The organism is Nocardia higoensis (assembly GCF_015477835.1).
GTDB classification, from domain to species: Bacteria; Actinomycetota; Actinomycetes; order Mycobacteriales; family Mycobacteriaceae; genus Nocardia; species Nocardia higoensis_A.
On the sequence record NZ_JADLQN010000001.1, the window covers coordinates 3,016,161 to 3,040,347 of the forward strand.

At 71.5% G+C, this 24,187-nt stretch carries 1 protein-coding gene (running past both ends of the window); it reads right to left on the reverse strand.

The whole window is internal to a non-ribosomal peptide synthase/polyketide synthase gene (locus IU449_RS13665; RefSeq protein ID WP_195002142.1) on the reverse strand: the coding sequence, 43,953 nt in all, runs 13,823 nt past the left edge and 5,943 nt past the right edge, and what appears here is coding positions 5,944–30,130 — codons 1,982 (complete) to 10,044 (partial); the first complete codon in reading order (the gene reads right to left) occupies positions 24,185 to 24,187. Both codon boundaries (start and stop) fall beyond the window edges.

Here is a 24,187-nt window from a genome sequence, read left to right on the forward strand (position 1 = left end):
CGGTGCGGTACATCCGCTCCCCCGTGCCGTACGGGCTGGCCACGAACCGGTCGGCGGTCAGATCCGGACGCGCCACGTACCCGCGTGCCAGCTGCACGCCGGCCAGGTACAGCTCGCCCGCGACGCCCACGGGCACCGGATGCAGGCGCGAATCCAGCACGTGCACCCGGGTGTTGAACACCGGCGCACCGATCGGCACGGTCACCGTGTCGTCCTCGGTGACCTCGTGGAAGGTCACGTCGACGGCGGCCTCGGTCGGACCGTACAGGTTGTGCAGGCGGGCGCCGGTCAGCTCGCGCAGCTTCTGCGCGGTGACCGCGGGCAGCGCCTCGCCGGAGGCGAAGACATTGCGCAGGCCGGTGCACGCGTCCGCACCGTCCTGCGCGACGAACACCGACATCATCGACGGCACGAAGTGCGCCGTGGTGATGCGCTGACCGCTGATCAACTCGATCAGGTAGGCCGGGTCACGATGCCCGTCCGGCTTGGCCACGACCAGGCGCGCGCCGATCTGCAACGGCCAGAAGAACTCCCACACCGACACGTCGAAGGTCGCCGGGGTCTTCTGCAGCACCACGTCGGTGCGCGACAGCTCGTACTCCGACTGCATCCACACCAGGCGGTTGACGATCGCCGCGTGGGTGACCGCCACGCCCTTCGGACGACCGGTCGAACCGGAGGTGAAGATCACGTAGGCGGTGTTCGACGGCCGCAGCGGGGCGCGGCGATCGGCGTCGGTGAGCGGTGTGTCGGCGTAGCCGTCCGTTGCCAGGCGGTCGATCTCGATCGTCGGGGTCGAGCCGCCCGCGTCGAAACCGTCACCGCTGGTGGTCAGCACGCACACGGGGGCGGCCACGTCGAGCACATAGGCGATGCGCTCGGCCGGGTGATCCGGGTCGAGCGGCACATACGCGCCACCCGCCGCGCTCACCGCGTACATGCCGATGACCAGTTCCAGCGAGCGGCGCATGCCGAGCGCGACCATCGACTCCGGGCCGACGCCCAGATCCACCAGATGCCGCGCCAGGGTGTGCACGCGGGCGGCGAACTCGCCGTAGGACAGACTCGTCCCCTCGAACGTCAGCGCGACGGTCTCCGGGGTCCGTGCGGCCTGCGCCTCGAACATCGAGACCAGGGTGGCCTCGGTGTCGACCGGGCGTGCGGTGGCGTTCCACTGCGCGAGCTGGGTGCGCTCGATGCCGTCGAGCAGTTCCACGTCGCCGACCGGGACGCCGGGGTCTGCGACCACGGCGGACAGCATCCGCACCAGCCGCTCGGCGAAGGAGGCGACCGTCGGCGCGTCGAACATGTCGGCGGCGTAGGCGATCTCGGCGGTGGTGGCATCGGCGGTGGTGGTGAAGTTCAAGTGCAGATCGAACTTCGCGGTGACCACGTCCAGCGGCAGGCCGGAGACCTCCAGGCCGGGCAGCTCGAAGCTGGTCTCGCCGGTGTTCTGGAACGACAGCATCACCTGGAACAGCGGGTGACGGGCCTGCGAGCGGGCCGGGTTGAGCAGTTCGACCAGCCGCTCGAACGGCAGATCGGCGTGCCCGAAGGCGCCCAGGTCGATCTCCCTGATCCGGGCGAGCAGACCGGTGAACGACTCGGCCGGGTCGATCCCGCTGCGCAGCACGAGCGTGTTGACGAACATGCCGATGGCGTCGTCGAGCGCGGCCTCGCCGCGACCGGCGACCACGGTGCCGACGGCGATGTCGTCGCTGCCGGACAGTCGCGACAGCAGTGCCGCGAAGGCGGCGTGCACGACCATGAACAGGCTGGCGCCGTGCGTGCGGCCCAGCTCGTCGAGCCCGCTCACCAGCTCGGCGGACAGCGCGAACTCGTGCACCGCGCCGCGGTTGGAGGCCACCGCGGGGCGGGAGCGATCGGCGGGCAGATCCAGCTGATCGGGCAGCCCGGCCAGGGTCTTCGACCAGTAGGCGACCTGCGCGGAGATGACCGACTGCGGGTCGTCCTCCGAACCGAGCACCTCGCGCTGCCACAGCGCGTAGTCGGCGTACTGCACGGGCAGCGGGGCCCAGCCGGGCGCCGCGCCGCGCGAGCGAGCGGCGTAGGCGACCATCACGTCGCGGGCCAGCGGGCCCACCGACCAGCCGTCGCCGGAGACGTGGTGCACCACGAAGACCAGCACGTGGGTCACCGGCTGCGAACCGTCCACCGAACCGGCGACGCGGAACAACGCCGCACGCACCGGCACCGCGGCGGTGACGTCGAAGCCGGTGAGCACCAGCTCGGTCACCTTCTCGGCGAGTTCGGCCTCCTCTACCGGAATCGGGGTCAGATCCAGCGCGTTGCCCGGATCGCCCGCGGGCAGGATGACCTGCACGCCCTGCCCGTCGGCCGTCTCCGGGTACACGGTACGCAGCACCTCGTGCCGGTCGATCACGTCGGCCACGGCCAGCCGCAGCGCCTCGGTGTCGAGATCGCCGACCAGGCGCACCGCGAGCGGGATGTTGTTGACCGCGGTGTCGCTGTCGAAGCGGTTGAGGAACCACATGCGCTGCTGGGCCAGCGAGAGCGGGATGCGCTCGGGCCGCGGGCCGGCGACCAGCGCGCGACGCTGCCGGGTGCCCGCCTGTTCGGCGGTACGGGCCGCCAGCGCGGCCACCGTGGGCGCCTCGAAGAGTTCGCGCACGGCGAGACCGGCGTCGAGCGCCTCGTTGACACGGGCCACCACGCGGGTGGCCAGCAGCGAATTGCCGCCGAGAGCGAAGAAGTCGTCGTCGAGACCGACCTCGTCGATGCCGAGCAGTTCGGCGAAGACGTTCGCCACGGCCTGCTCGACCGGCGTGCTCGGGGCGCGGAAGCTCGCCGTGGAGACGAACTCCGGCTCCGGCAGGGCCCTGCGGTCGAGCTTGCCGTTCGGGGTCAGCGGCAGCGTCGCCAGCACGACGATCGCGTCCGGGACCATGTAGGCGGTCAGGAACCCGGCGACCTGGTCGCGCACCCCGGCCGGGTCGACCGTCGCGCCGGTGTCGGGCACGACGTAACCGACCAGACGGTCACCGGCGTGCGCGTCCGCGCGGACCAGGACGACGGCCTGCCGCACGCCCGCCACCTGCTCGAGCGCGGCCTCGATCTCGCCGAGCTCGATGCGGAAGCCGCGCAGCTGCACCTGCTGGTCGCTGCGGCCGGCGTATTCGATGTTCGCGTCCTCGGCGCCGCCGGCCCAGCGACCGACGTCGCCGGAGCGGTACATGCGCGAGCCGGGCTCGCCGAACGGGTCGGCCACGAACCGGGCGGCGGTCAGGCCGGGGCGGCCCAGGTAGCCGCGGGCCAACTGCTCGCCGGTCACGTGGATCTCACCCGCGACACCGATCGGCGCGGGGGCCAGGCGATCGTCGAGCACATAGGCCGACAGGCCGGGCAGGGCGCGACCGATGACGCTGGCCGGGTTGTCGGCGATCGCCTCGTCCAAGGCCAGATACGACACGTGCACCGTGGTCTCGGTGATGCCGTACATGTTGACCAGGCGCGGTGCGTCGGCCGGATGGCGTTCGTACCAACGGCGCAGCCGACGCAGATCCAGGGCCTCACCGCCGAAGATCACGTAGCGCAGCGCGAATTCGTCCGCCGCGCTCGTCCGGGACGCCCCGGAGGAGTCGGACGCCGCGGCCGCGGCCCGATCGGCCTCCATGAGCTGGTAGAACGCCGAGGGGGTCTGGTTGAGCACGGTGACCCGCTCGCGAACGAGCAGTTCGCGGAACAGCTCCGGCGAACGCGAGGTCAGGTAGTCGACCACGACCACCGAACCGCCGTAGGCCAGCGCGCACCACAGCTCCCACACCGAGAAGTCGAAGGCGTAGGAGTGGAACAGCGTCCACACGTCGGAGGAGTCGAACCCGAACAGCGGCTCGGTGTTGGCGAACAGCCGCACCGCGTCTCGGTGGGTGACCGCGACGCCCTTGGGCACACCGGTGGAGCCGGAGGTGTAGATGACGTAGGCCAGGTTGTCCGGGCGCAGCGGGGCCAGGCGATCGGCGTCGGTCACCGGCGCGTCACTGCCCGCCTCGGCCTCGGCCTCGACCAGCAGGACCACCGGAACGTCCACGGCGGGAACGGATTCGGCGTCCGCGCCGGTGGTGAGCACGCAGACCGGGGCGGCGTCGCTGAGCATGAACTCCAGACGCTGCACCGGGTAGGTGGTGTCCACCGGCACGTAGGCGGCGCCGGTCAGCAGCACCGCGTACAGCGCGACCGGCAGTTCCTCGGTCCGCGAAACAGCCACGGCCACCAGCGATTCCGGTCCGACGCCACGCCCGATGAGGGTGCGCGCGATCCGGCTCGCCCGGCGCCGGAGATCACCGAAGGTGAGGCTCGCGTCGCCGAAGCGGATGGCGGTGGCCTGCGGCGCGCTCGCGGCGCGGGCCTCGATGAGCGCGGGCAGGGTCGCCCCGGCCGCGTCGGGATCGGCGACGCCGGGGGTGTTCCACGCGCGCAGCACCAGCTCGCGTTCACCGGCGGTCAGCAGATCGATGTCGCCGACGACGGCGTTCGCGTCGGCCGAGACCGCACCCATGATGCGGGTCAGCCGCTCGGCGAAGCCGCCGACGGTGGACGCGTCGAACAAATCGGTGGCGTAGGAGAACTCGGCCGAGATGCCGGCGGGGGCGCCGTCGGCGTCGAGGTTCTCCACCAGCGTCAGCTGCAGGTCGAACTTGGCGGGAGGGATCGCCGGATCCACACCGGACACCGTCAGGCCGGGCAGCTCGAGTTCGGTGGGCGTGGTGTTCTGGAAGGTCAGCGCCACCTGGAACAGCGGGTGCCGCGACGGCGAGCGCACCGGGTCGAGCACCTCGACCAGCCGCTCGAACGGCACGTCGGCGTGCCCGAAGGCGTCCACGTCGACGCGGCGCACCTGGCGCAGCAGATCGGCGAAGGCCACCGCCGGGTCGATCTCGGTCCGCAGCACCAGGGTGTTGACGAACATGCCGATCAGGTCGTCGAGCGCGCGCTCGCCGCGGCCCGCGATCGGGGTGCCGATCGCGATGTCGCGGCTGTTGGACAGACGCGCCAGCAGCACCGCGAGCGCGGCGTGCACGACCATGAACAGCGTCGAATTGTGGTCGGCGGCCAGCGCGCGCAGCCCGGCGTGCACCTCGGCGTCGATGGTGAAGCCGTGGATGTCGCCGCGATGGGAGGTGACGGCCGGACGCGGGCGGTCGGCGGGCAGATCGAGCTGCTCGACCAGGCCAGCGAGTTCCCGCTTCCAGAAGTCGATCTGGCCCGCGATCAGCGATTCCGGATCGGACTCGTCGCCGAGCACCGCACGCTGCCACAGCGTGTAGTCGGCGTACTGGACCTCCAGTGGCGCCCACGCGGGTTCGCCGCCCTCGACGCGCGCACCGTAGGCGATCATCACGTCACGGGTCAGCGGGCCCATCGAGAAGCCGTCGGCGGAGATGTGGTGCACCACCAGCGCCAGCACATGCTCGGTGGGGCTGATCTCGAACAGCCGGGCGCGGAAGGGCACCTCGGCGGTCACGTCGAACGCGGTGAGCACCAGTTCGGCGATGCGCAGGCGCAGCTGCTCCTCGGTGGTCTCGATCGGGGCGAGATCCGGGATGACCTGCGCGGTCGGGACCACCTGCTGGTAGCCGACGCCGCCGATCTCCGGGTAGTAGGTGCGCAGCGACTCGTGCCTGGCCAGCACGTCGGCGACGGCGACCTGCAGGGCCTGCCGGTCCAGCAGGCCCGACATCCGCACCGCCACCGGGATGTTGTCGGCGGCCGCGGCGAGATCGTGCTCGCCGCCGGTGCCGAGTTCACGCCCGTTGCCGATGTTGAACCGGTTGAGGAACCACATGCGCTGCTGGGCGAGCGAGAGCGGCACCCGCTCCGGCCTGCGCTGCGGAACGAGCGGCGCCCTGGTCCCGGCGCCCGCCCGCGATTCGGTGCGGGCGGCCAGCGCGGCCACGGTGGAGACCTCGAACAGCTCGCGCACACCGAAATCGGTGTTCAGCGCGGCGGACAGCCGCGCGGCGACCTGGGTCGCCGACAGCGAGTTGCCACCGAGGGCGAAGAAGTCGTCGTCGAGACCGACCCGCTCCACGCCGAGCACCTCGGCGAAGGTGCGGGCCACGATCTCCTCGACCGGGGTGGTCGGGGCGCGGAACTGCGCCGCCTCGAAGCTCGGCGCGGGCAGCGCACGGCGATCCAGCTTGCCGGAGGCGTTGAGCGGGAACTCCTCGAGCGCGATGATCAGCGCGGGCACCATGTAGCCGGGCAGCTTGGCGCCCAGATCCTCGCGCACCAGATCCACGTCCAGCGTGGCGCCGGGGGCCAGCACCACGTAGGCGACCAGGTTCTCGTTGGCGCGCTGGTCGACGTGGCGCACGACCACCGACTGCGCGATCTCGGGCAGCGCGGTGAGCGTGGCCTCGATCTCGCCGAGCTCGATGCGCAGACCGCGCATCTTCACCTGGAAGTCGGTGCGGCCCAGGTACTCCAGCTCCCCGTCGGCCGTCCAGGCCACCAGGTCACCGGTGCGGTACATCCGCTGACCCGCGGCGAACGGATTCGCCACGAACCGGTCGGCGGTCAGGTCGGCACGGCGAACGTACTCGCGGGCCAGCTGATCGCCCGCCAGGTACAGCTCGCCCGCGACACCCACCGGGCTGGGCCGCAGTCGCGCATCCAGCACGTACACCTGGGTGTTGAACACCGGCGCGCCGATGGGCACAGCCACCGAGTCGGCCTCGGTCACCTGGTGGTAGGTGACGTCGACCGCGGCTTCGGTGGGGCCGTAGAGGTTGTGCAGCTGCGCGCCGGTCAGTTCCAGCAGGCGGTGCGCGGTGCGCGGCGGCAGCGCCTCACCGGAGGCGAACACCAGGCGCAGCGACTCGCAGCCGGTCCCGCCGGTCGCCGCGCTCCGCTCGCCGAGGGAGACCACGAACACCGCGAGCATGGACGGCACGAAGTGGACCGTGGTGATCCGCTCGGCGGCGATGATCTCGGCCAGGTAGGCCGGGTCGCGATGCCCGTCCGGCTTGGCCACGACCAGGCGCGCGCCGATCTGCAACGGCCAGAAGAACTCCCACACCGACACATCGAAGGTCGCCGGGGTCTTCTGCAGCACGGCATCGGCCGGGGTGAGGCCGTACTCGGACTGCATCCACACCAGGCGGTTGACGATCGCCGCGTGGGTGACCGCCACGCCCTTCGGACGACCGGTCGAACCGGAGGTGAAGATGACGTAGGCGGTGTTCGACGGCCGCAGCGGGCGACGGCGATCGGCGTCGGTGATCGGCGTCGTCGGCAAGCCGCCGAGATCGAGCAGGTCGATGCGGACCTGCGCGGTGTCGACCGGGAGGTCGGTGCCCGCGGTGAGCACACACACCGGATCGACGGTCTCGAGAATGTACTCGGTGCGCTCGACCGGATGATCCGGGTCCAGCGGCACATAGGCCGCACCCGCGACCGACACCGCGTACATGCCGACCACGAGGTCGAGCGAGCGCCGCATACCCAGTGCCACATAGGACTCCGGGCCGACGCCACGCTGGATCAGCCAGCGGGCCAGCTGGTGCACCCGGTCGGCGAACTCGGCATAGGACAGACTCGTCCCCTCGAAGGTGAGCGCGGGCGCGTCGGGAGTGCGCGCGACCTGCGCCTGGAACATCGAGGGCAGGGTCAGCGCTTCGCGACCGGACAGGCCGGAAAGCAATGCGGCGGGGTCGATCTCGTGCGCGGTGGCGTTCCAGCCGGTGACCACGAGTTCGCGCTCGGCGGCATCGAGCAGCTCGATGTCGCCGACGGCGCGCGCCGGGTCGGTGGTGATGGCGTCGAGCACCCGCACCAAGCGATCGGCGATGCGGCGCACGGTCTGCTCGTCGAACAGCCCACCCTGGTAGCCGGCGCGGATGCGCAGGCGCGAGTCCAGCTGCGCGATCAGCGTGAGCGGGTAGTGGGTGGCGTCAGCGGCGTCGATATCGGCCACGGCCATGCCGTCGATGTCGGCCGCCTGAGCCTGGATGCCCTCGGCGTCGACAGGGTAGGACTCGAACACCACCAGGGTGTCGAACAGCGCCCCGATGCCGACGGCCGACTGGATCTCGGCCAGGCCGACGTAGTGGTGGTCGAGCAGGTCGGCCTGCTCGCCCTGCACCCGGACCAGCAGCTCACGCGCCGACTCGGCCGGATCGAAGCGCACCCGCACCGGGACGGTGTTGATGAACAGACCCACCATCGACTCGACGCCCGCCAGCTGCGCGGGACGGCCGGACACCGTGGTGCCGAACAGCACGTCCTCGCTGCCCGCCATGTAGCCGACCAGCACGCCCCAGGCCACCTGCAGCACCGTGTTCGGCGTGACGCCCAGCGAACTGGCCAGCCCGGTCAGCCGCGCGGTCGCGGCCTCGTCCAGCTCGAACAGGTACTCGCCGGAGAGCGCGGTGATCTCGTGACCGGCGTCCGCCTTCGCCAACAGGGTCGGCTCGGAGACGCGATCCAGCGCCGAGCGCCACGCCGCCAGCGAGGCGGCCTTGTCCTGGCGCGCGGTCCACTCCAGGAAGTGTCGGTAGCTGCGCACCGAGGGCAGGGCCGAGGCATCGGCGTGGGTGGCGTAGAGCATGAGCAGGTCGCGCATGAGCAGCGGCATGGACCAGCCGTCGAGCAGGATGTGGTGGTTGGACACCACGAACTGCCAGCGGTCGGCGGCCACCTGGATCAGCGTGAACCGGATCAGCGGCGGCGCGGTGAGGTCGAACCGGCGCATCCGGTCGGCTGCGATCAGGTCCCGCGACTGCCCGGAACCGACGCGGTCGTGCTCGGTCCAGTCGACCCGGACGCTGTCGAGCACCACCTGGACGGCGGCGCCGTCGTGGTCGGAGACGAACGCGGTGCGCAGGTTGTCGTAGCGGTCCAGCAACGCCTGGGCGGCCGCGCGCAGGCGGACCGAGTCGACGCGGCCGGTCAGGGTCAGCACCGCCTGCGCGGTGTAGACGTCGACCGAGTGCTCGGCCATGCGGGCGTGGAAGTGCAGACCGGACTGCAGGGCCGACAGCGGCCACACGTCGGTCAGCGTCGGGAAGCGCTTCTCCCACCCGTCGATGTCGCGCTGAGTGGCGCGCACCAGGGCGAAGTCGGACGGAGTGTGCCCGCCCGCGTCGGCCGAATGGGCGTGCCGGGCGATGGCTTCCAGCGCGGCGATCCACAGCTGCGCGAACTCTCGCACCTCGGCGGCCGACAGCAGCGTGCTGGGGAAGCCGATATTGGCGGTCAGCTTCTCGCCGACCACGATGGCGTTCACGTCCAGCGGGGCCATGGCGGGCATGTCGGCGTCGTAGGCGCCGCCGAGCGCGCCCAGTTCCGGCGCGGGGGTCCAGCCGAAGCCGCGCAGCGCCTCGGGCACGTCGCCCTCGGAGACGCGGCCCAGGTAGTTGAAGCTCACCTGGCCGGGCAGACCCGCGGGCAGTTCCGCGGCGGTCTGCTCGTTGAGGTAGCGCAGCAGGCCGTAGCCGATGCCCTTGTCCGGCACCGACAGCAGCTGCTCCTTGACGGCCTTGACGGCCCTGCCGACCGCGTCGCCGCCGGTCATCGCCTCGTCGATGTCCACGCCGGACAGGTCGAAGCGGACCGGGAAGATCGCGGTGAACCAGCCGACCGTGCGCGACAGGTCCGCGCCGGGCACGACCTCTTCCTCGCGGCCGTGGCCTTCGAGGCGGATGAGCACCGGGTCGGCGGCGGCCGCGCCGGTGCGACGGGCCCGCCAGGTCGCGGTCGCCAGTGCCAGCGCGGTCAGCAGGCCGTCGTTGACGCCGCCGTGGAACAACGCGGGCACCGTGGTGAGCAGCGCCTTGGTGACCTCGGGCGAGACCTCGACGGCGACCTTCTCGATCGTGGCGGAGACGTCCACGGCCGGATCCATCGCACGCTCGGTGAGCAGCGGATCGGCGGTGTGGGCCACCTCGCGCCAGTAGTCCAGCTCGGCGACCCGCCCGGGGCTGGTCGCTTCCGCGGCCAACGCGTGTGCCCAGGCCCGCATGGAGGTGGCCGGAGCCACGAGTTCGGGCTGTTGCCCGGCGCTGAGCTGACCCCAGGCCGCGACGAAGTCGGGCACCAGGATGCGCCAGGAGACGCCGTCGACCACCAGGTGGTGGGCCACCACGACCAGCCTGCCCATCCGGTGCGGGGCGGCCGGGTCCAGCCACACGAACCGGATCACCGCGCCGGTGGCGGGGTCGAGCCGGTCCAGCGCGGAATCCACCGCGGTGGAGGCGATGTCGAGCAGCTGCTCATCGCCGGCGTCGGCCGGGTACTCGACCCGCTCGACCAGCGCGTCGACGTCGACGGTGCCGGGCGCGGCGGTCTCGACGACCCACGCGGTGCGGTTGTCGACCGACGAGGCGTCGCCCCGGTCCGCCGTGGTGTCCCCGCCGGTCGGCACGGCGTCGGCGCGGTACAGGCGCGCGCGCAGCATGTCGTGGCGGTCGACGACCGCGCCGACGGTGGCGACGATGCCCGCGCGGTCGATGCCCGCGGGCAGCTCCAGCGCGAGGGTCTGGTTGAACCGCCCGAACGAGCCCGGCCGTTCGGCCATGAAGCGCACCACCGGGGTGAGCGGCATCTCGCCGACACCGCCGCCCGCGGGCTCGGCCAGCCTGGCCACGGTGGCCGCGCCGACCTCGGCGGTCTCGGCGACCGCGGCCAGACCGGCGACGGTCTTCTGCTCGAAGACGTGGCGCGGGGTGAACACCACGCCGCGCGCCTTGGCACGCGAGACCAGCTGGATGGAGACGATCGAGTCGCCGCCCAGGGCGAAGAACGAGTCGTCCACGCCGACCCGCTGAACGCCGAGCACCTCGGCGAACACCTCGGCGATGATCTGCTCGACCGGCGTGCGCGCGGCACGGAAGACCACCTCGGCCGCGAACACCGGCTCCGGCAGCGCCTTGCGGTCCAGCTTGCCGACCGGAGTCAGCGGCACCCGGTCGATCACCATGATCGACGAGGGCACCATGTAGGCGGGCAGGCGCTGCTCGACGTGCCCGGTCAGCGTCGCCACATCGATCGAACGACCGGGCGCGGCAACGACATAGGACACCAGCACGGTCGCGCCCGCGGCGTTGTCGTGGCCGACGGTGACCGCGAAGTCGACGCTGTCGTGCGAGGCGAGCGCGGCATCGATCTCGCCGAGTTCGATGCGGAAGCCGCGCACCTTGACCTGGAAGTCGGAGCGGCCCACGTATTCGACTTCGCCGGTGCGGGTCCAGCGGACCACGTCGCCCGTGCGGTACATGCGCGCACCCGGCTCGGAGCTGTCGCCGGAGAAGGGATCGGCGACGAAACGGTCGGCGGTCAGGCCGGGGCGGGCGTGATAGCCGCGCGCCAGCTGGATGCCCGACAGGTACAGCTCACCCGCGACGCCCACCGGCACCGGCCGCAGCCGGTTGTCCAGGACGAGCGAACGCATACCGCGGATCGGTCCGCCGATGGTCACCAGCTCGCCCGGGGTGAGGGCGTCGCTGATGTTGGTCATGATGGTGGTCTCGGTCGGGCCGTAACCGTTGTGGAAGGCCCGGATCCGACCGGTGTCGCCCAGCGGGACAGCCCACTTCGCGACCAGTTCCGGCGGGCACGCCTCGCCACCGGCGACCAGCACCCGCAGGGTGTCCAGACCGGCCGGGTCGAAGGTGGCCAGCGCCGCCGGGGTGATGAACGCGTGCGTGACCCGCTCGCGGCGGATCAGCTCGGAGAGCTCCTCGCCGCCGTAGACGCCCGGCGGCACCACGACCAGCGCGCCGCCCGCGCCGAGCGCCAGCAGCAGCTCGAGGATCGAGGCGTCGAAGCTGGGCGAGGCGAAATGCAGTGCGCGGGTGTCGGAGTCGATGTCATAGCGCCGCACCTGCTCGGCCCGGAAGTTGGCCAGGCCTGCGTGGGTGACCACGACGCCCTTGGGCACACCGGTGGAACCGGAGGTGTAGATGACGTAGGCGGGCTGCTCCGGCCGCGTCGGGCGCACCCGGTCCGCGTCGGTGATCGGGCCGCCGTCGAAGGCGCTGAGGTCGAGATCGTCGAGCACCAGCCAGCGGGTCGAGCCGGGCAGGCCGTCGAGCACCGAGGCCACGGTCAGGCCGATCGGCGAACCGGAGTCGGTGACCATGTGCGCGATGCGTTCGGGCGGGTAGTTCGGGTCCACCGGCACGAAGGCCGCGCCGGTCTTGGACACCGCCCACGCCGCGAACACCGAGTCCGCCGATCGCGGCACGCCGACCGCGACCAGATCCTCGGCGCCGATGCCCTCGGCGATGAGCAGCCGGGCCAGGCGGTTGGACCGCTCGTCGAGCTGGCCGTAGGACAGAGTTGTCCCCTCGAACACGACAGCGGGTGCGGCCGGATCGTGCGCGGCGGCCTCGGCCAGCAGCTCCGGCAGGGTGCGTGCGGACACGGCGGGCGCGCCGGTGCGGGCGATCAGGTCGGCCTGCTCGGCGACGTCGAGTACGTCGATCGCGCCGACGGCCGTGGTGGGATCGGCGGCGATGGCGGTCAGCACCCGCTCCCAGCGGCGCACGATCTGCTCGGCGGTGTCGGCGTCGAACAGTTCGGTGGCGTAGGTCAGCGCCAAGGTCATCGCCCCGGCACCGGCCTGGGCCGAATCGGCCCGCTCACCGGAATCGCCTGCGGCCGAGCCGTTCTCCGACAGGGTGAACTGCAGGTCGAAGCGGGCGACGTTCTCTTCCAGGTCGAGCGCGGCCACCGAGAGACCGGGCAGTTCCAGCGTGGCGCGGTCCAGGTTCTGGAAGGCCAACATCACCTGGAACAGCGGGTTGCGCGCCTGCGAGCGCTCCGGCGCCAGCAGTTCCACCAGCCGCTCGAACGGGACGTCGGCATTGCCGTAGGCGTCCAGATCGGCGCGGCGCACCCGCTCGAGCAGGTCGGTGAAGGACTCGGTCTCGTCGACGCCGGTGCGCAGGACCAGGGTGTTGACGAACATGCCGACCAGGTCGTCGAGCGCCGCCTCACCGCGACCGGCGATCGGGGTGCCGACGGTGATGTCGTCGGAGCCCGACAGCCGGGCCAGCAGCACCGCCAGCGCGGAGTGCACGACCATGAACAGCGAGGCGCCGTGCGCGCGGGCCACCGTGTCCAGCGCCGCCATCAGCTCGGCGGGCAGTTCGGTGCTCAGCGTGGCGCCGCGATGGGAGGCCACCGCGGGACGCGGGCGGTCGGTGGGCAGCGCCAGTTCGTCGGCGATGCCCGACAGCGCGCGCTGCCAGTGCGCCACCTGGCGCGCCATCAGCGAATCCGGATCGGATTCGTCGCCGAGGGTCTCGCGCTGCCAGAGCGCGAAGTCGGCGTACTGCACCGGCAGCGGCGCCCAGCCGGGCACGCTGTCGTGGGTGCGGGCGGTGTAGGCGGTCATCACGTCGCGGGTCAGCGGGCCCATGGAGAAGCCGTCGGCCGCGATGTGGTGTACGACCACGACCAGCACGTGCTCGGCCGCGCCGTCCTGGTTCGCGCCGTCCTGGTTCGCGCCGTCCTGGTTCGAGCCGTCGTCGTTCGCGACCGCGAAGAGCCTGCTGCGCAGCGGAACCTCTTCGGCCACATCGAAACCGGCGCCGACGAACTCGGTCACCGCCTCGACCAGCCGGTCCGCGCCGACCGTCACCGGGCGCAGCTCGATGTCGATCTGCTCGGCCGGGACCACGACCTGCACCGGGGTGCCGCCGTGCTCGGGGTAGCGGGTGCGCAGCGACTCGTGCCTGCGCACCACGTCGGCCAGCGCCAAGCGCAGCGCGGCCACGTCCAGCTCACCGGTCAGGCGAATGGCGATGGGCAGGTTGTAGGTCGCCGAAGAGGTGTCGTACTTGTTGAGGAACCACATGCGCTGCTGCGCGTAGGACAGCGGCACCAGTTCGCCGGTGTCGCGCGGGCGCGCGGTCAACGCGACCGCGGCGGGGCCGCCGGTGTGCGATTCGACGCGCGCGGCCAGCGCTTCCACGGTGGAGGCCTCGAACAGCGTGCGCACCGGCACCGTGGTGCCCAGCGCCGCACCGATCCGGGCCGCCACCCGAGTGGCGATCAGCGAGTTGCCGCCCAGGTCGAAGAAATCGTCGTCGACACCGACGCGCGGCAGGTCCAGCACCTCGGCGAAGACCGCCGCGACCGCCTCCTGCACCGGGGTGACCGGCGCGCGGAACGTCTTGGCCTGCATCGCGGGCGCGGGCAGCGAACGACGGTCCAGCTTGCCGTTGACGGTGAGCGGAATCCACTCCAGCCGCACCAGCGCCGAGGGCACCATGTAGGACGGCAGCCGCTCGCCCGCACCGGCGCGCACCGCGTCCAGATCCGGGGTGACACCCGGCTCGGCCACGACGTAGGCGACGATGCGCTGATCGCCCGGCTGGTCCTCGCGCACGACGACCGCCGCTTGGGCGATGCCGGGCTGTGCCAGCACGGCCGACTCGATCTCACCGAGTTCGATGCGGAAGCCGCGCACCTTCACCTGATCGTCGGCGCGCCCCAGGTACTCGAGTTCGCCCGACCGGTTCCAGCGCGCCAGGTCGCCGGTGCGGTACAACCGCTCGCCCGCGACGTCCGCGCCGGCCAGCGGGTTCGCCACGAACCGGACCGCCGACAGATCGGGACGGCCCAGGTAGCCGCGCGCCAACTGCGGGCCCGCGACATAGATCTCGCCCGCGACGCCCACCGGCACCGGCCGCAGCCGGTTGTCGAGCACGTAGAGCTTCAGGCCGGCGATGGCACGACCGACGATGCTGCCCGCGGCCCCGGCGATCGTCTCGGCGTCCAGCGCGCGGTAGGACACGTGCACCGTGGTCTCGGTGATGCCGTACATGTTCACCAGCAGCGGCGACGCATCACCGTGCCGGGCGACCCAATCCGACAGGCGGCGCAACTCCAGCGCCTCGCCGCCGAACACCACGTAGCGCAGCGCGAGCGGCGCCGCGTCCGGCGCGGCGGTGCGGTCCGCCTCGGCCAGCTGGTAGAACGCCGACGGTGTCTGGTTGAGCACCGTCACGCGCTCGGCGCGCAGCAGTTCCAGGAACTGCTCGGGCGAGCGCGAGGTGTAGTAGTCGACGACCACCACGGTGCCGCCGAACAGCAGCGGACCCCACAGCTCCCACACCGAGAAGTCGAAGGCGTAGGAGTGGAACAGCGTCCACACGTCCTCGGGACCGAAACCGAAATCGCGGTCGGTATTGGCCATCAGGCGCACCACATTGCGGTGCGCGACCGCCACGCCCTTGGGGCGACCGGTCGAACCCGAGGTGTAGATGACGTAGGCGACGTTGTCCGGGGACAACGGAGCGGTGCGATCGGCGTCGGTGATCGGCGCGTCGTCGGCGTCCTCCATGTCGCCGGTCTCCACGCCGTACCCGTCCACTTCCACCACGGGCAGGCCGGCGGGGACCTCCACCTCGACGGTCGAATCCAGCACGACGCTGGTGGGACGGGAATCCGAGAGCACGTAGGCGATGCGGTCGGCCGGGTAGGTCGGGTCCACCGGCACGTAGCCCGCGCCGGTCTTGACGACCGCGAGCAGCGCGATCACCAGATCCAGCGAGCGCGGCAGGATCACCGCGACCAGCGACTCCGGTCCCGCACCGTCCTCGATCAACCTGCGCGCCAGTACATTCGCGCGCCGGTCCAGTTCGGCGTAGGTCAGTGAATCCGCGCCGAAGCGGCCCGCGACCCGATCAGGGTGCGCGGCGACCATCCGGTCGAACAGCGAGGCCAGGGTCGCACCGGTGTCGGCGAAGCGGCCGGTGCCGCCGTCCGCGCCGGCCGAGACCCAGCGCTGGGACAGGTCGAGGCGCTCGATCTCACCGAGCAGGTCGATGTCACCGACCACCGCGGTGGCGTCCTCGGCGACGCCGCGCAGGATGCGCACCAGGCGATCGGCGAAGGAGGCGACGGTCTCCGGGTCGAACAGTTCGCTCGCGTAGTTCCACGACAGCGCCAGCGCGCCGTCGGCGCCTTCACCGACGGTCAGCTGGATGTCGAATTTCGCGGTGCCCGCGTCGAAGTCGACGATGTCGAGATCCAGGCCGGGCAGCGAGATGGTGCCCGCCTCGTTCGCCGAGGCCGCCTCGAAGGTGAGGCCGACCTGGAACAGCGGGTGGTGAGCCTGCGAACGGGCGGGGCTGAGCACGTCGACCAGCTGCTCGAACGGCACGTCGGCGTGCGCGAACGCGGCCAGGTCGGTGCGGCGCACCTGGGCGAGCAGTTCGCTGAACGTCGTGCCGGGCTCGACCTGGCTGCGCAGCACGAGGGTGTTGACGAACATGCCGACGATGTCGTCGAGCGCGCGTTCGCCGCGACCGGCGATCGGGGTGCCGATCGCGATGTCGGTGCTGTTGGACAGGCGCGCGGCCCAGGTGGCCAGCGCGGCGTGCACGACCATGAACAGGGTGACGCCGTGCGCGCGCGCCACGTCGTTCAGCGCGCGATGCAGTTCGGCGTCCACCGAGAAGTGGTGCAGTCCACCGGCGTTGGAGGCGATCTCCGGGCGCGGCCGGTCGGCGGGCAGCTCGATCTGGTCGGGCAGATCGGCCAGTTGGCCGGTCCAGTAGGCCAGCTGCGCGGCGGCCACCGACTCCGGATCGTCCTCGCTGCCCAGGACAGACCTCTGCCACAGGGTGTAGTCGGCGTACTGCACGTCCAGCGGGGCCCAGTTCGGGGCCTCGCCGCGGGTGCGCTCGGTGTAGGCCACGACGATGTCGCGCAGCAGCGGGCGCAGCGAGAAACCGTCGGCGCTGATGTGGTGCATGACCAGCACCAGCAGGTTGTTGCGCTGGTCGAGGGTCAGCAGGGTCGCGCGGAAGGCGATCTCGGTGGTGACGTCGAAGTGCGCGCTCGCCAGCTCCACCACGCGCCGCGGCGCGTCGGCGGCGGGCACCCATTCGGTGTCCAGGTCCACCCGCGCCTCGTCGGCGGGCAGCACGCGCTGGTAGCCCTGGCCGTCCACCTCGGGGTAGACGGTGCGCAGGGTCTCGTGCCTGGCCACCACGTCGCGGATCGCCGCGCGCAGCGCCACGGCGTCCAGCTCGCCGGTCAGCCGGACCGCGACCGGGATGTTGTTGACGGCGGTGCGGTTGTCGAAGCGGTTGAGGAACCACATCCGCTGCTGCGCGGGCGAGAGCGGCACCAGCTCGACGGTCGCGCCGTCGGCCAGGGTGACCGGCTCGGGCCGCGGCTGCGCGGTCAGCGCGGGCTTGCCGGGACCGCCGGTGGCGCTGTCCACCTTGGCGGCCAACGCCGCGACGGTGGATGCCTCGAACAGGGTGCGCAACGGGATATGGGTGTCCAGCGCGGCGCCGAGGCGGGCCGCCAGCTGAGTGGCGACCAGCGAGTTGCCGCCCAGGACGAAGAAGTCGTCGTCCAGGCCGACCCGCTCCAGGCCGAGGATGTCGCCGAAGGCGCTGGCCACGATCTGCTGCACCGGGGTGACCGGGGCCTGGAAGGTCTTGGCCTCGAACGCCGGTTCCGGCAGCGCCTTGCGGTCGAGCTTGCCGGAGGCGTTGAGCGGGAAGGCGTCGAGCACCACGAACGCGGCGGGCACCATGTAGGCCGGAAGCTGTTCGGCCAGCACCGCCTTCACCGCGTCCAGCCCGATGGTGAAGTTCGGTTCGGCGATCAGGTAGGCCACCAACTGGTCGCCGGTGCGCTCGTCGTGGCGGACCACGACGACCGACTGCGAGATCTGCGGCAGCGCGGTGAGCGCGGACTCGATCTCGCCGAGCTCGATGCGCTGGCCGCGCAGCTTGACCTGGAAGTCGGTGCGGCCCAGGTACTCCAGTTCCCCGCCGGGGGTCCAGGCCACCAGGTCGCCGGTGCGGTACATGCGCGCGCCGTGCGCGAACGGGTCGGCGACGAAACGCTCTGTGGTCAGGTCGGGGCGGGTGACATAGCCGTAGGCCAGCTGCGCGCCCGCCAGGTACAGCTCGCCCGGCACGCCGACCGGGACCGGCCGCAACCGCGAATCCAGCACGTAGACCTGGGTGTTGAACACCGGGGCGCCGATCGGCACGGTCACCGTGTCGGCGGCGGTGACCTCGTGGAAGGTCACCTCGACGGCGGCCTCGGTCGGGCCGTACAGGTTGTGCAGGCGGGCGCCGGTCAGCTCGCGCAGACGCTGCGCGGTGACCGCGGGCAGGCCCTCGCCGGAGGCGAAGACATTGCGCAGACCGGTGCACTCGGCCGCGCGCGGCTCGGTGACGAACAGCGACATCATCGACGGCACGAAGTGCGCGGTGGTGATCTGCTCGTCGATGATCAGCTGCGCCAGGTAGGCCGGGTCGCGATGGCCGTCGGGACGGGCGATCACCAGGCGCGCGCCGACCTGCAGCGGCCAGAAGAACTCCCACACCGACACGTCGAAGGTCGCGGGGGTCTTCTGCAGGACCACGTCGTCGGCGGCCAGCCCGTACTGGGCGTGACCCCAGACCAGGCGGTTGACGATCGCGGCATGGCTGACAGCCACGCCCTTGGGGCGACCGGTGGAACCGGAGGTGAAGATGACGTAGGCGGTGTTGCCGGTGCGCAGGGGCCGGTGCCGGTCGGCATCGGTCAGCGGCTCGTCGGAGTAGCCGGACAGGTCGAGCTGATCGATGCGGACCTGGCGCGCGAGCGTCACGTCGAGGTCCGAACCGGAGGTCAGCACGCAGACCGGTCCCGCGGTCTCCAGGATGTGCTCGATGCGCTCGGCCGGGTTGTCCGGGTCCAGCGGCACGTAGGCGCCACCGGCCGCGCTGATCGCGTACATGCCGACCAGCAGGTCCATAGAACGCCGGATACCGAGACCGACATACGATTCCGGGCCGACGCCGTTGTCCTTGAGCCAGCGCGCCAGGCGGTGCACCCGGCTCGCGAACTCGGCGTAGGACAGACTCGTCCCCTCGAAGGTGAGCGCGGTCGCGTCGGGAGTGCGCGCGACCTGCGCCTCGAACATGGCCACCAGGGTCGCCGCGGCGTCGACCACCGGCGCGGTGAGCGCGGCGTCGACGGCGAATTCGGTGTCGTTCCACTGCCGGACGACGAGATCACGTTCGGCGGCGTCGAGCAATTCCAGATCGCCCACCGCGGCGCGCGGCGCGGCCGCGATGCCGCGCAGTACGCGCAGGAAGCGGGCGGCGAAGGCCTCGGCGTAGCCGGCGTCGAACAGGTCGGTGGCGTAGACCAGCTCGGCATCCATCTCGGCGTCGGCGCCGGGGATCTCGCTGAGCGTCAGCTGCAGGTCGAACTTGGCCGTCGGCGGGTCGATGCCCAGTTCCTCGACGGTCAGGCCGGGCAGCTCCAGCGAGGTGCGGCCCAGGTTCTGGAACGAGAGCATCACCTGGAACAGCGGGTGCCGCGCCTGCGAACGGGTTGGGTTGAGCACCTCGACCAGCCGCTCGAACGGCACGTCGGCGTGCGCGAAGGCCTGCAGGTCACGTTCGCGGACCTGGGCGAGGAGGTCGGTGAACGAAGCCCCTGAATCCACTCGAGTCCGCAGCACCAGAGTGTTGACGAACATGCCGACCAGGTCGTCGAGCGCCTGCTCGCCGCGACCGGCCACCGGAATGCCGATGGCGATGTCCTCGCCGCCGGACAACCGCGACAGCAGTGTGGCGAAGGCGCCGTGCACCACCATGAACAGCGTGGTGCCGCCGGCGTGCGCGACCCGGTTGAGCTCGTCGATCAGCGCGCCGGGCACCCGGAAGCGGTGCGTGCCCGCCCGGTAGCTCGCCACCGTCGGGCGCGGCTTGTTGACCAGGCGCAGTTCCTCGGGCAGATCGGCCAGCGCGGTGCGCCAGTAGTCGAGCTGCTCGGAGATCAGCGAGGTGCGGTCGTCCTCGTCGCCGAGGGTCTCGCGCTGCCACAGCGCGAAGTCGATGTACTGCACGGCCAGCGGCTGCCAGCCCGGCTCGGTGTTGCCGGTACGGGCGACGTAGGCGGTCATCAGGTCGCGCACCAGCGGTCGCATCGAGAAACCGTCGGCGGCGATGTGATGGACCACCAGCGCCAGCACGTAGTCGCGTTCGCCGAGCTCGTGGATGCGCAGGCGCACCGGCGGCTCGGCGGTCACGTCGAAGCCGCCGTTGACGAATTCGTAGAGCTTGCCGAGCAGTGCGCGCTCGTCCACCTCGACCACGTCGAGCTCGGGGATGGCCCGGGCGGCGGGCAACACGCGCTGGTAGGCCACGCCGTCGTGGGACGGGTACACGGTGCGCAGCGTCTCGTGCCGCGCGATCACGTCGGCGACCGCGCCACGCAACGCGGCCAGATCGAGCAGGCCGCGCAGCCGCACCACGGCCGGGATGTTGTAGGTGCTCGCCGCTCCCGCCGACTCCGGGCCGGTGTCGAAGCGGTTGAGGAACCACATGCGCTGCTGAGCCAGCGACAGCGGCGGGTGTTCGGGCCGCTGTCCGGCCGTGAGCGCTTGGCGCACACCGGTTCCGGCGTGCGATTCGACCCGCGCGGCGAGCGCGCCGACGGTCGGGGCCTCGAACAGCGCGCGCACACCGATCTCGGTGTTCAGCGCTTTGCTCAGCCGTGCGGCGACCTGGGTGGCGACCAGCGAGTTGCCGCCGAGGCCGAAGAAGTCGTCGTCCACGCCGACGCGGTCCACGCCGAGCAGGTCGGCGAAGATGTCGGCGACGATCTCCTCGATCGGGGTCGCCGGGGCGCGGAAGGTCTTGGCCTCGAAGACCGGCGCGGGCAGCGCCTTGCGGTCCAGCTTGCCCGAGGCGTTGACCGGGAACTCGTCGAGCACGACGATCGCCGAGGGCACCATGTAGCCCGGCAGGCTCGCGGCCAGCCCGGACTTCACCGCGTCGAGGGCGAACGGGGTCTCCTGGTCGGTCACCACGTAGCCGACGAGCTGGTCGCCCGCGTGCGGATCGGTGCGCACGACCACGACCGACTGGGCGACACCGGGCTGGGCCAGCAGCGCGGCCTCGATCTCGCCGAGCTCGATGCGCAGACCGCGCAGCTTCACCTGGAAGTCGGTGCGGCCCAGGTACTCCAGCTCCCCGGCGGCGGTCCAACGCACCAGGTCGCCGGTGCGGTACATGCGCGCGCCCGCGCCACCGTAGGGGTTGGCCACGAAACGGTCCGCGGTCAGATCGCTGCGGCCCAGGTAGCCCAGGGCCAGCTGATCGCCCGCCAGGTACAGCTCACCCGCGACACCCGGTGCGACGGGGTGCAGACGCGCGTCGAGCACGAACACCTCGGTGTTCCACACCGGACGGCCGATCGGCACCGCGACGGTGTCGGCGTCGGTGACCTCGTGATAGGTCACGTCGACGGCGGCCTCGGTGGGGCCGTACAAGTTGTGCAGGCGGGCGCCGGTCAGCTCGCGCAGACGCTGCGCGGTGGGCGCGGGCAGGGCCTCACCGGAGGCGAAGACCTGCCGCAGGCGCAGCGCGGGCAACGACGCGTCGCCGTTGCCGGTGCTGTGATCGGTGCCGAGCGTCGAGACGAACACCGACAGCATGGACGGCACGAAGTGCGCGGTGGTGATGCCTTGTTCGGCGATGATCTGCGCCAGGTACACCGGATCGCGGTGCCCGTCGGGCTTGGCGACGACCAGGCGCGCACCGGTCTGCAAGGGCCAGAAGAACTCCCACACCGACACATCGAAGGTGGCCGGGGTCTTCTGCAGCACGGCGTCGGCGGCGCCGATCGGGTACTGCGCCTGCATCCACAGCAGGCGGTTCACGATCGCGGCGTGACCGACCGCCACGCCCTTCGGACGGCCGGTCGAACCGGAGGTGAAGATGACGTAGGCGGTGTTGCCCGGCCGCGCGATCGGTGCGGCGGCCGGGGCCGCGGAGATCTCCTGGCCGTCGGCGAGCAGGTCCTCGACGTAGTGCGTCGGCACGGTGGCGTCGACCACGTCGGCGAACCCGTCGCGACGGGTGGTGAGCACCAGCGCGGGCACGGCGGTGTCGAGAATGTGCTTGATGCGGTCGCCCGGCTGATCCGGGTCGAGCGGCACGTACGCGCCACCGGCGGCCAGTACCGCGTACATGGCCACAACCAGCTCGGTGGACCGGCGAATGCCCAGTGCCACCAGCGATTCCGGGCCGACGCCCGCGACGGTCAACCGGCTCGCGACGCTGTGCACCCGCGCGCTCAGCTCGGCGTAGGTCAGCGACTCGTCGGCGCACACCAGCGCGACCGCGTCGGGGGTCGCCTCGACCTGGGCCCGGAACAGCGACACCAGTGTGTGCTGCGAGGGCACGTCGTGGGCGGTGTCGTTCCAGCCCGACAGCACCTGATGCTGTTCCTGCGGGGCCAGCAGGTCGATGTCGCCGATCGGGACGTCGGGGTCGGCGATGACCGCGGCCAGCACCCGGTCCAACCTGCGCGCGAACGCCGCGACCGTCGATTCCTCGAAAAGGTCCAGGGCGTAGGAGAACTCGGCCGACATACCGGCCAGCTCGCCGCGCTCGTCGTGGGCTTCCTGCAGGGTCAGTTGCAGGTCGAACTTGGCCAGCCCGGCGTCGTAGTCGATGCCGCTGACCGACAGGCCGGGCAGCTGCAGGCTGGCCTGCTTGGTGTTCTGGAACGCCAGCAGCACCTGGAACAGCGGATGGCGGGCCTGCGAGCGGGCCGGGTTGAGCACCTCGACCAGTCGCTCGAAGGGCACGTCGGCGTGCGCGAAGGCCTGCAGGTCGGTCTCGCGGGCCTGATCGAGCAGGTCGGCGAAGCTCGCCGAACCGGATACCTCGGTGCGCAGCACCAGAGTGTTGACGAACATGCCGATCAGATCGTCGAGCGCGGCCTCACCGCGCCCGGCGACCGGGGTGCCGATGGCGATGTCGGAGGTGCCCGACAGCCGCGCCAGCAGGACCGCCAGCGCGCTGTGCATGACCATGAACAGCGAGGCGTTGTAGCGGCGGCCGAGCTCGACCAGAGCGTTCTGGGTCTCGCCGGAGATCACGAACGGGTAGGTGCCGCCCCGGTAGGAGGCGGCGGCCGGGCGCGGGTGGTCCGCGGGCAGCACCAGTTCGTCGGGCAGATCGTCGAGCTGGCGGGCCCAGTAGGCGATCTGGCTGGAGATGAGCGAGGCCGGATCGTCCTCGGAGCCGAGCACCTCGCGCTGCCACAGCGCGTAATCGGCGTATTGGACCGGCAATTCGGCCCACGCCGGAGCCTCCCACGAGGTGCGCGCCGCGTAGGCGAGCATCACGTCGCGGGCCAGCGGCACCATCGACCAGCCGTCGGCGGAGATGTGGTGCACGACCATGCCGAGCACGAACTCCGAGTCGTTGATCTCGAACAGCCGGGCGTGCAGCGGGACTTCGCTGGTGACGTCGAAGGCCACCGACGCCAGGTCGACCAAGTGGTCGATCAGGGTGTCCTCGGTGACGCGGTACGGGGTCAGGTCGGGCACGATCTGGGCCGCGTCGAGCACCACCTGCACGGGGCCGTTCTCGGTCTCCGGGAAAACCGTGCGCAGCGACTCGTGCCGGTCGATGACGTCGATGACCGCGACCTGCAGCGCGGCGATGTCCAGATCGCCGGACAGCCGCATGGCGACCGGGATGTTGTAGGCGACATTGGAGTCGTCGAACCGGTTGAGGAACCACATGCGCTGCTGCGACAGCGACAGCGGCACCTGCTCCGGGCGGTCCTTGGCGACCAGCGCCTTGCGCGCGCCGTCACCGGCCTGGGTCTCCACCCGCGCCGCCAGCGCGGCCACGGTGGATGCCTCGAACAGCATCCGCACCGGCACCCTGGTGTCCAGGGCGATGCCGAGGCGGGAGGCCACCTGGGTGGCGATCAGCGAGTTGCCGCCCAGGTCGAAGAAGTCGTCGTCGACGCCGACGCGCGGCAGGCCGAGCACCTCGCCGAAGATCTGCGCGACGATCTCCTCGATCGGCGTCGTCGGCGCGCGGAACTCGCGCACCTCGAACACCGGCGCGGGCAAAGCTTTGCGATCGAGCTTGCCGGAGGCGTTGAGCGGGAACTCGGCCAGCGCCATGACGACCGAGGGCACCATGTAGGCGGGCAGCCTGCGGCGCAGCGCGGTCTTGACGTCCTCGGTGTCGATCTCGTCCACCGGGGCCGAATCGCTCGAGCCCGAGCCGACCACGTAGGCGACCAGCTGGTCGCCCGCGACGGTGTCGATGACCAGTACCGCGGCCTGGGTGATCGCGTCCTGCTCGAGCAGCGCCGACTCGATCTCGCCGAGTTCGATGCGCTGGCCGCGGAACTT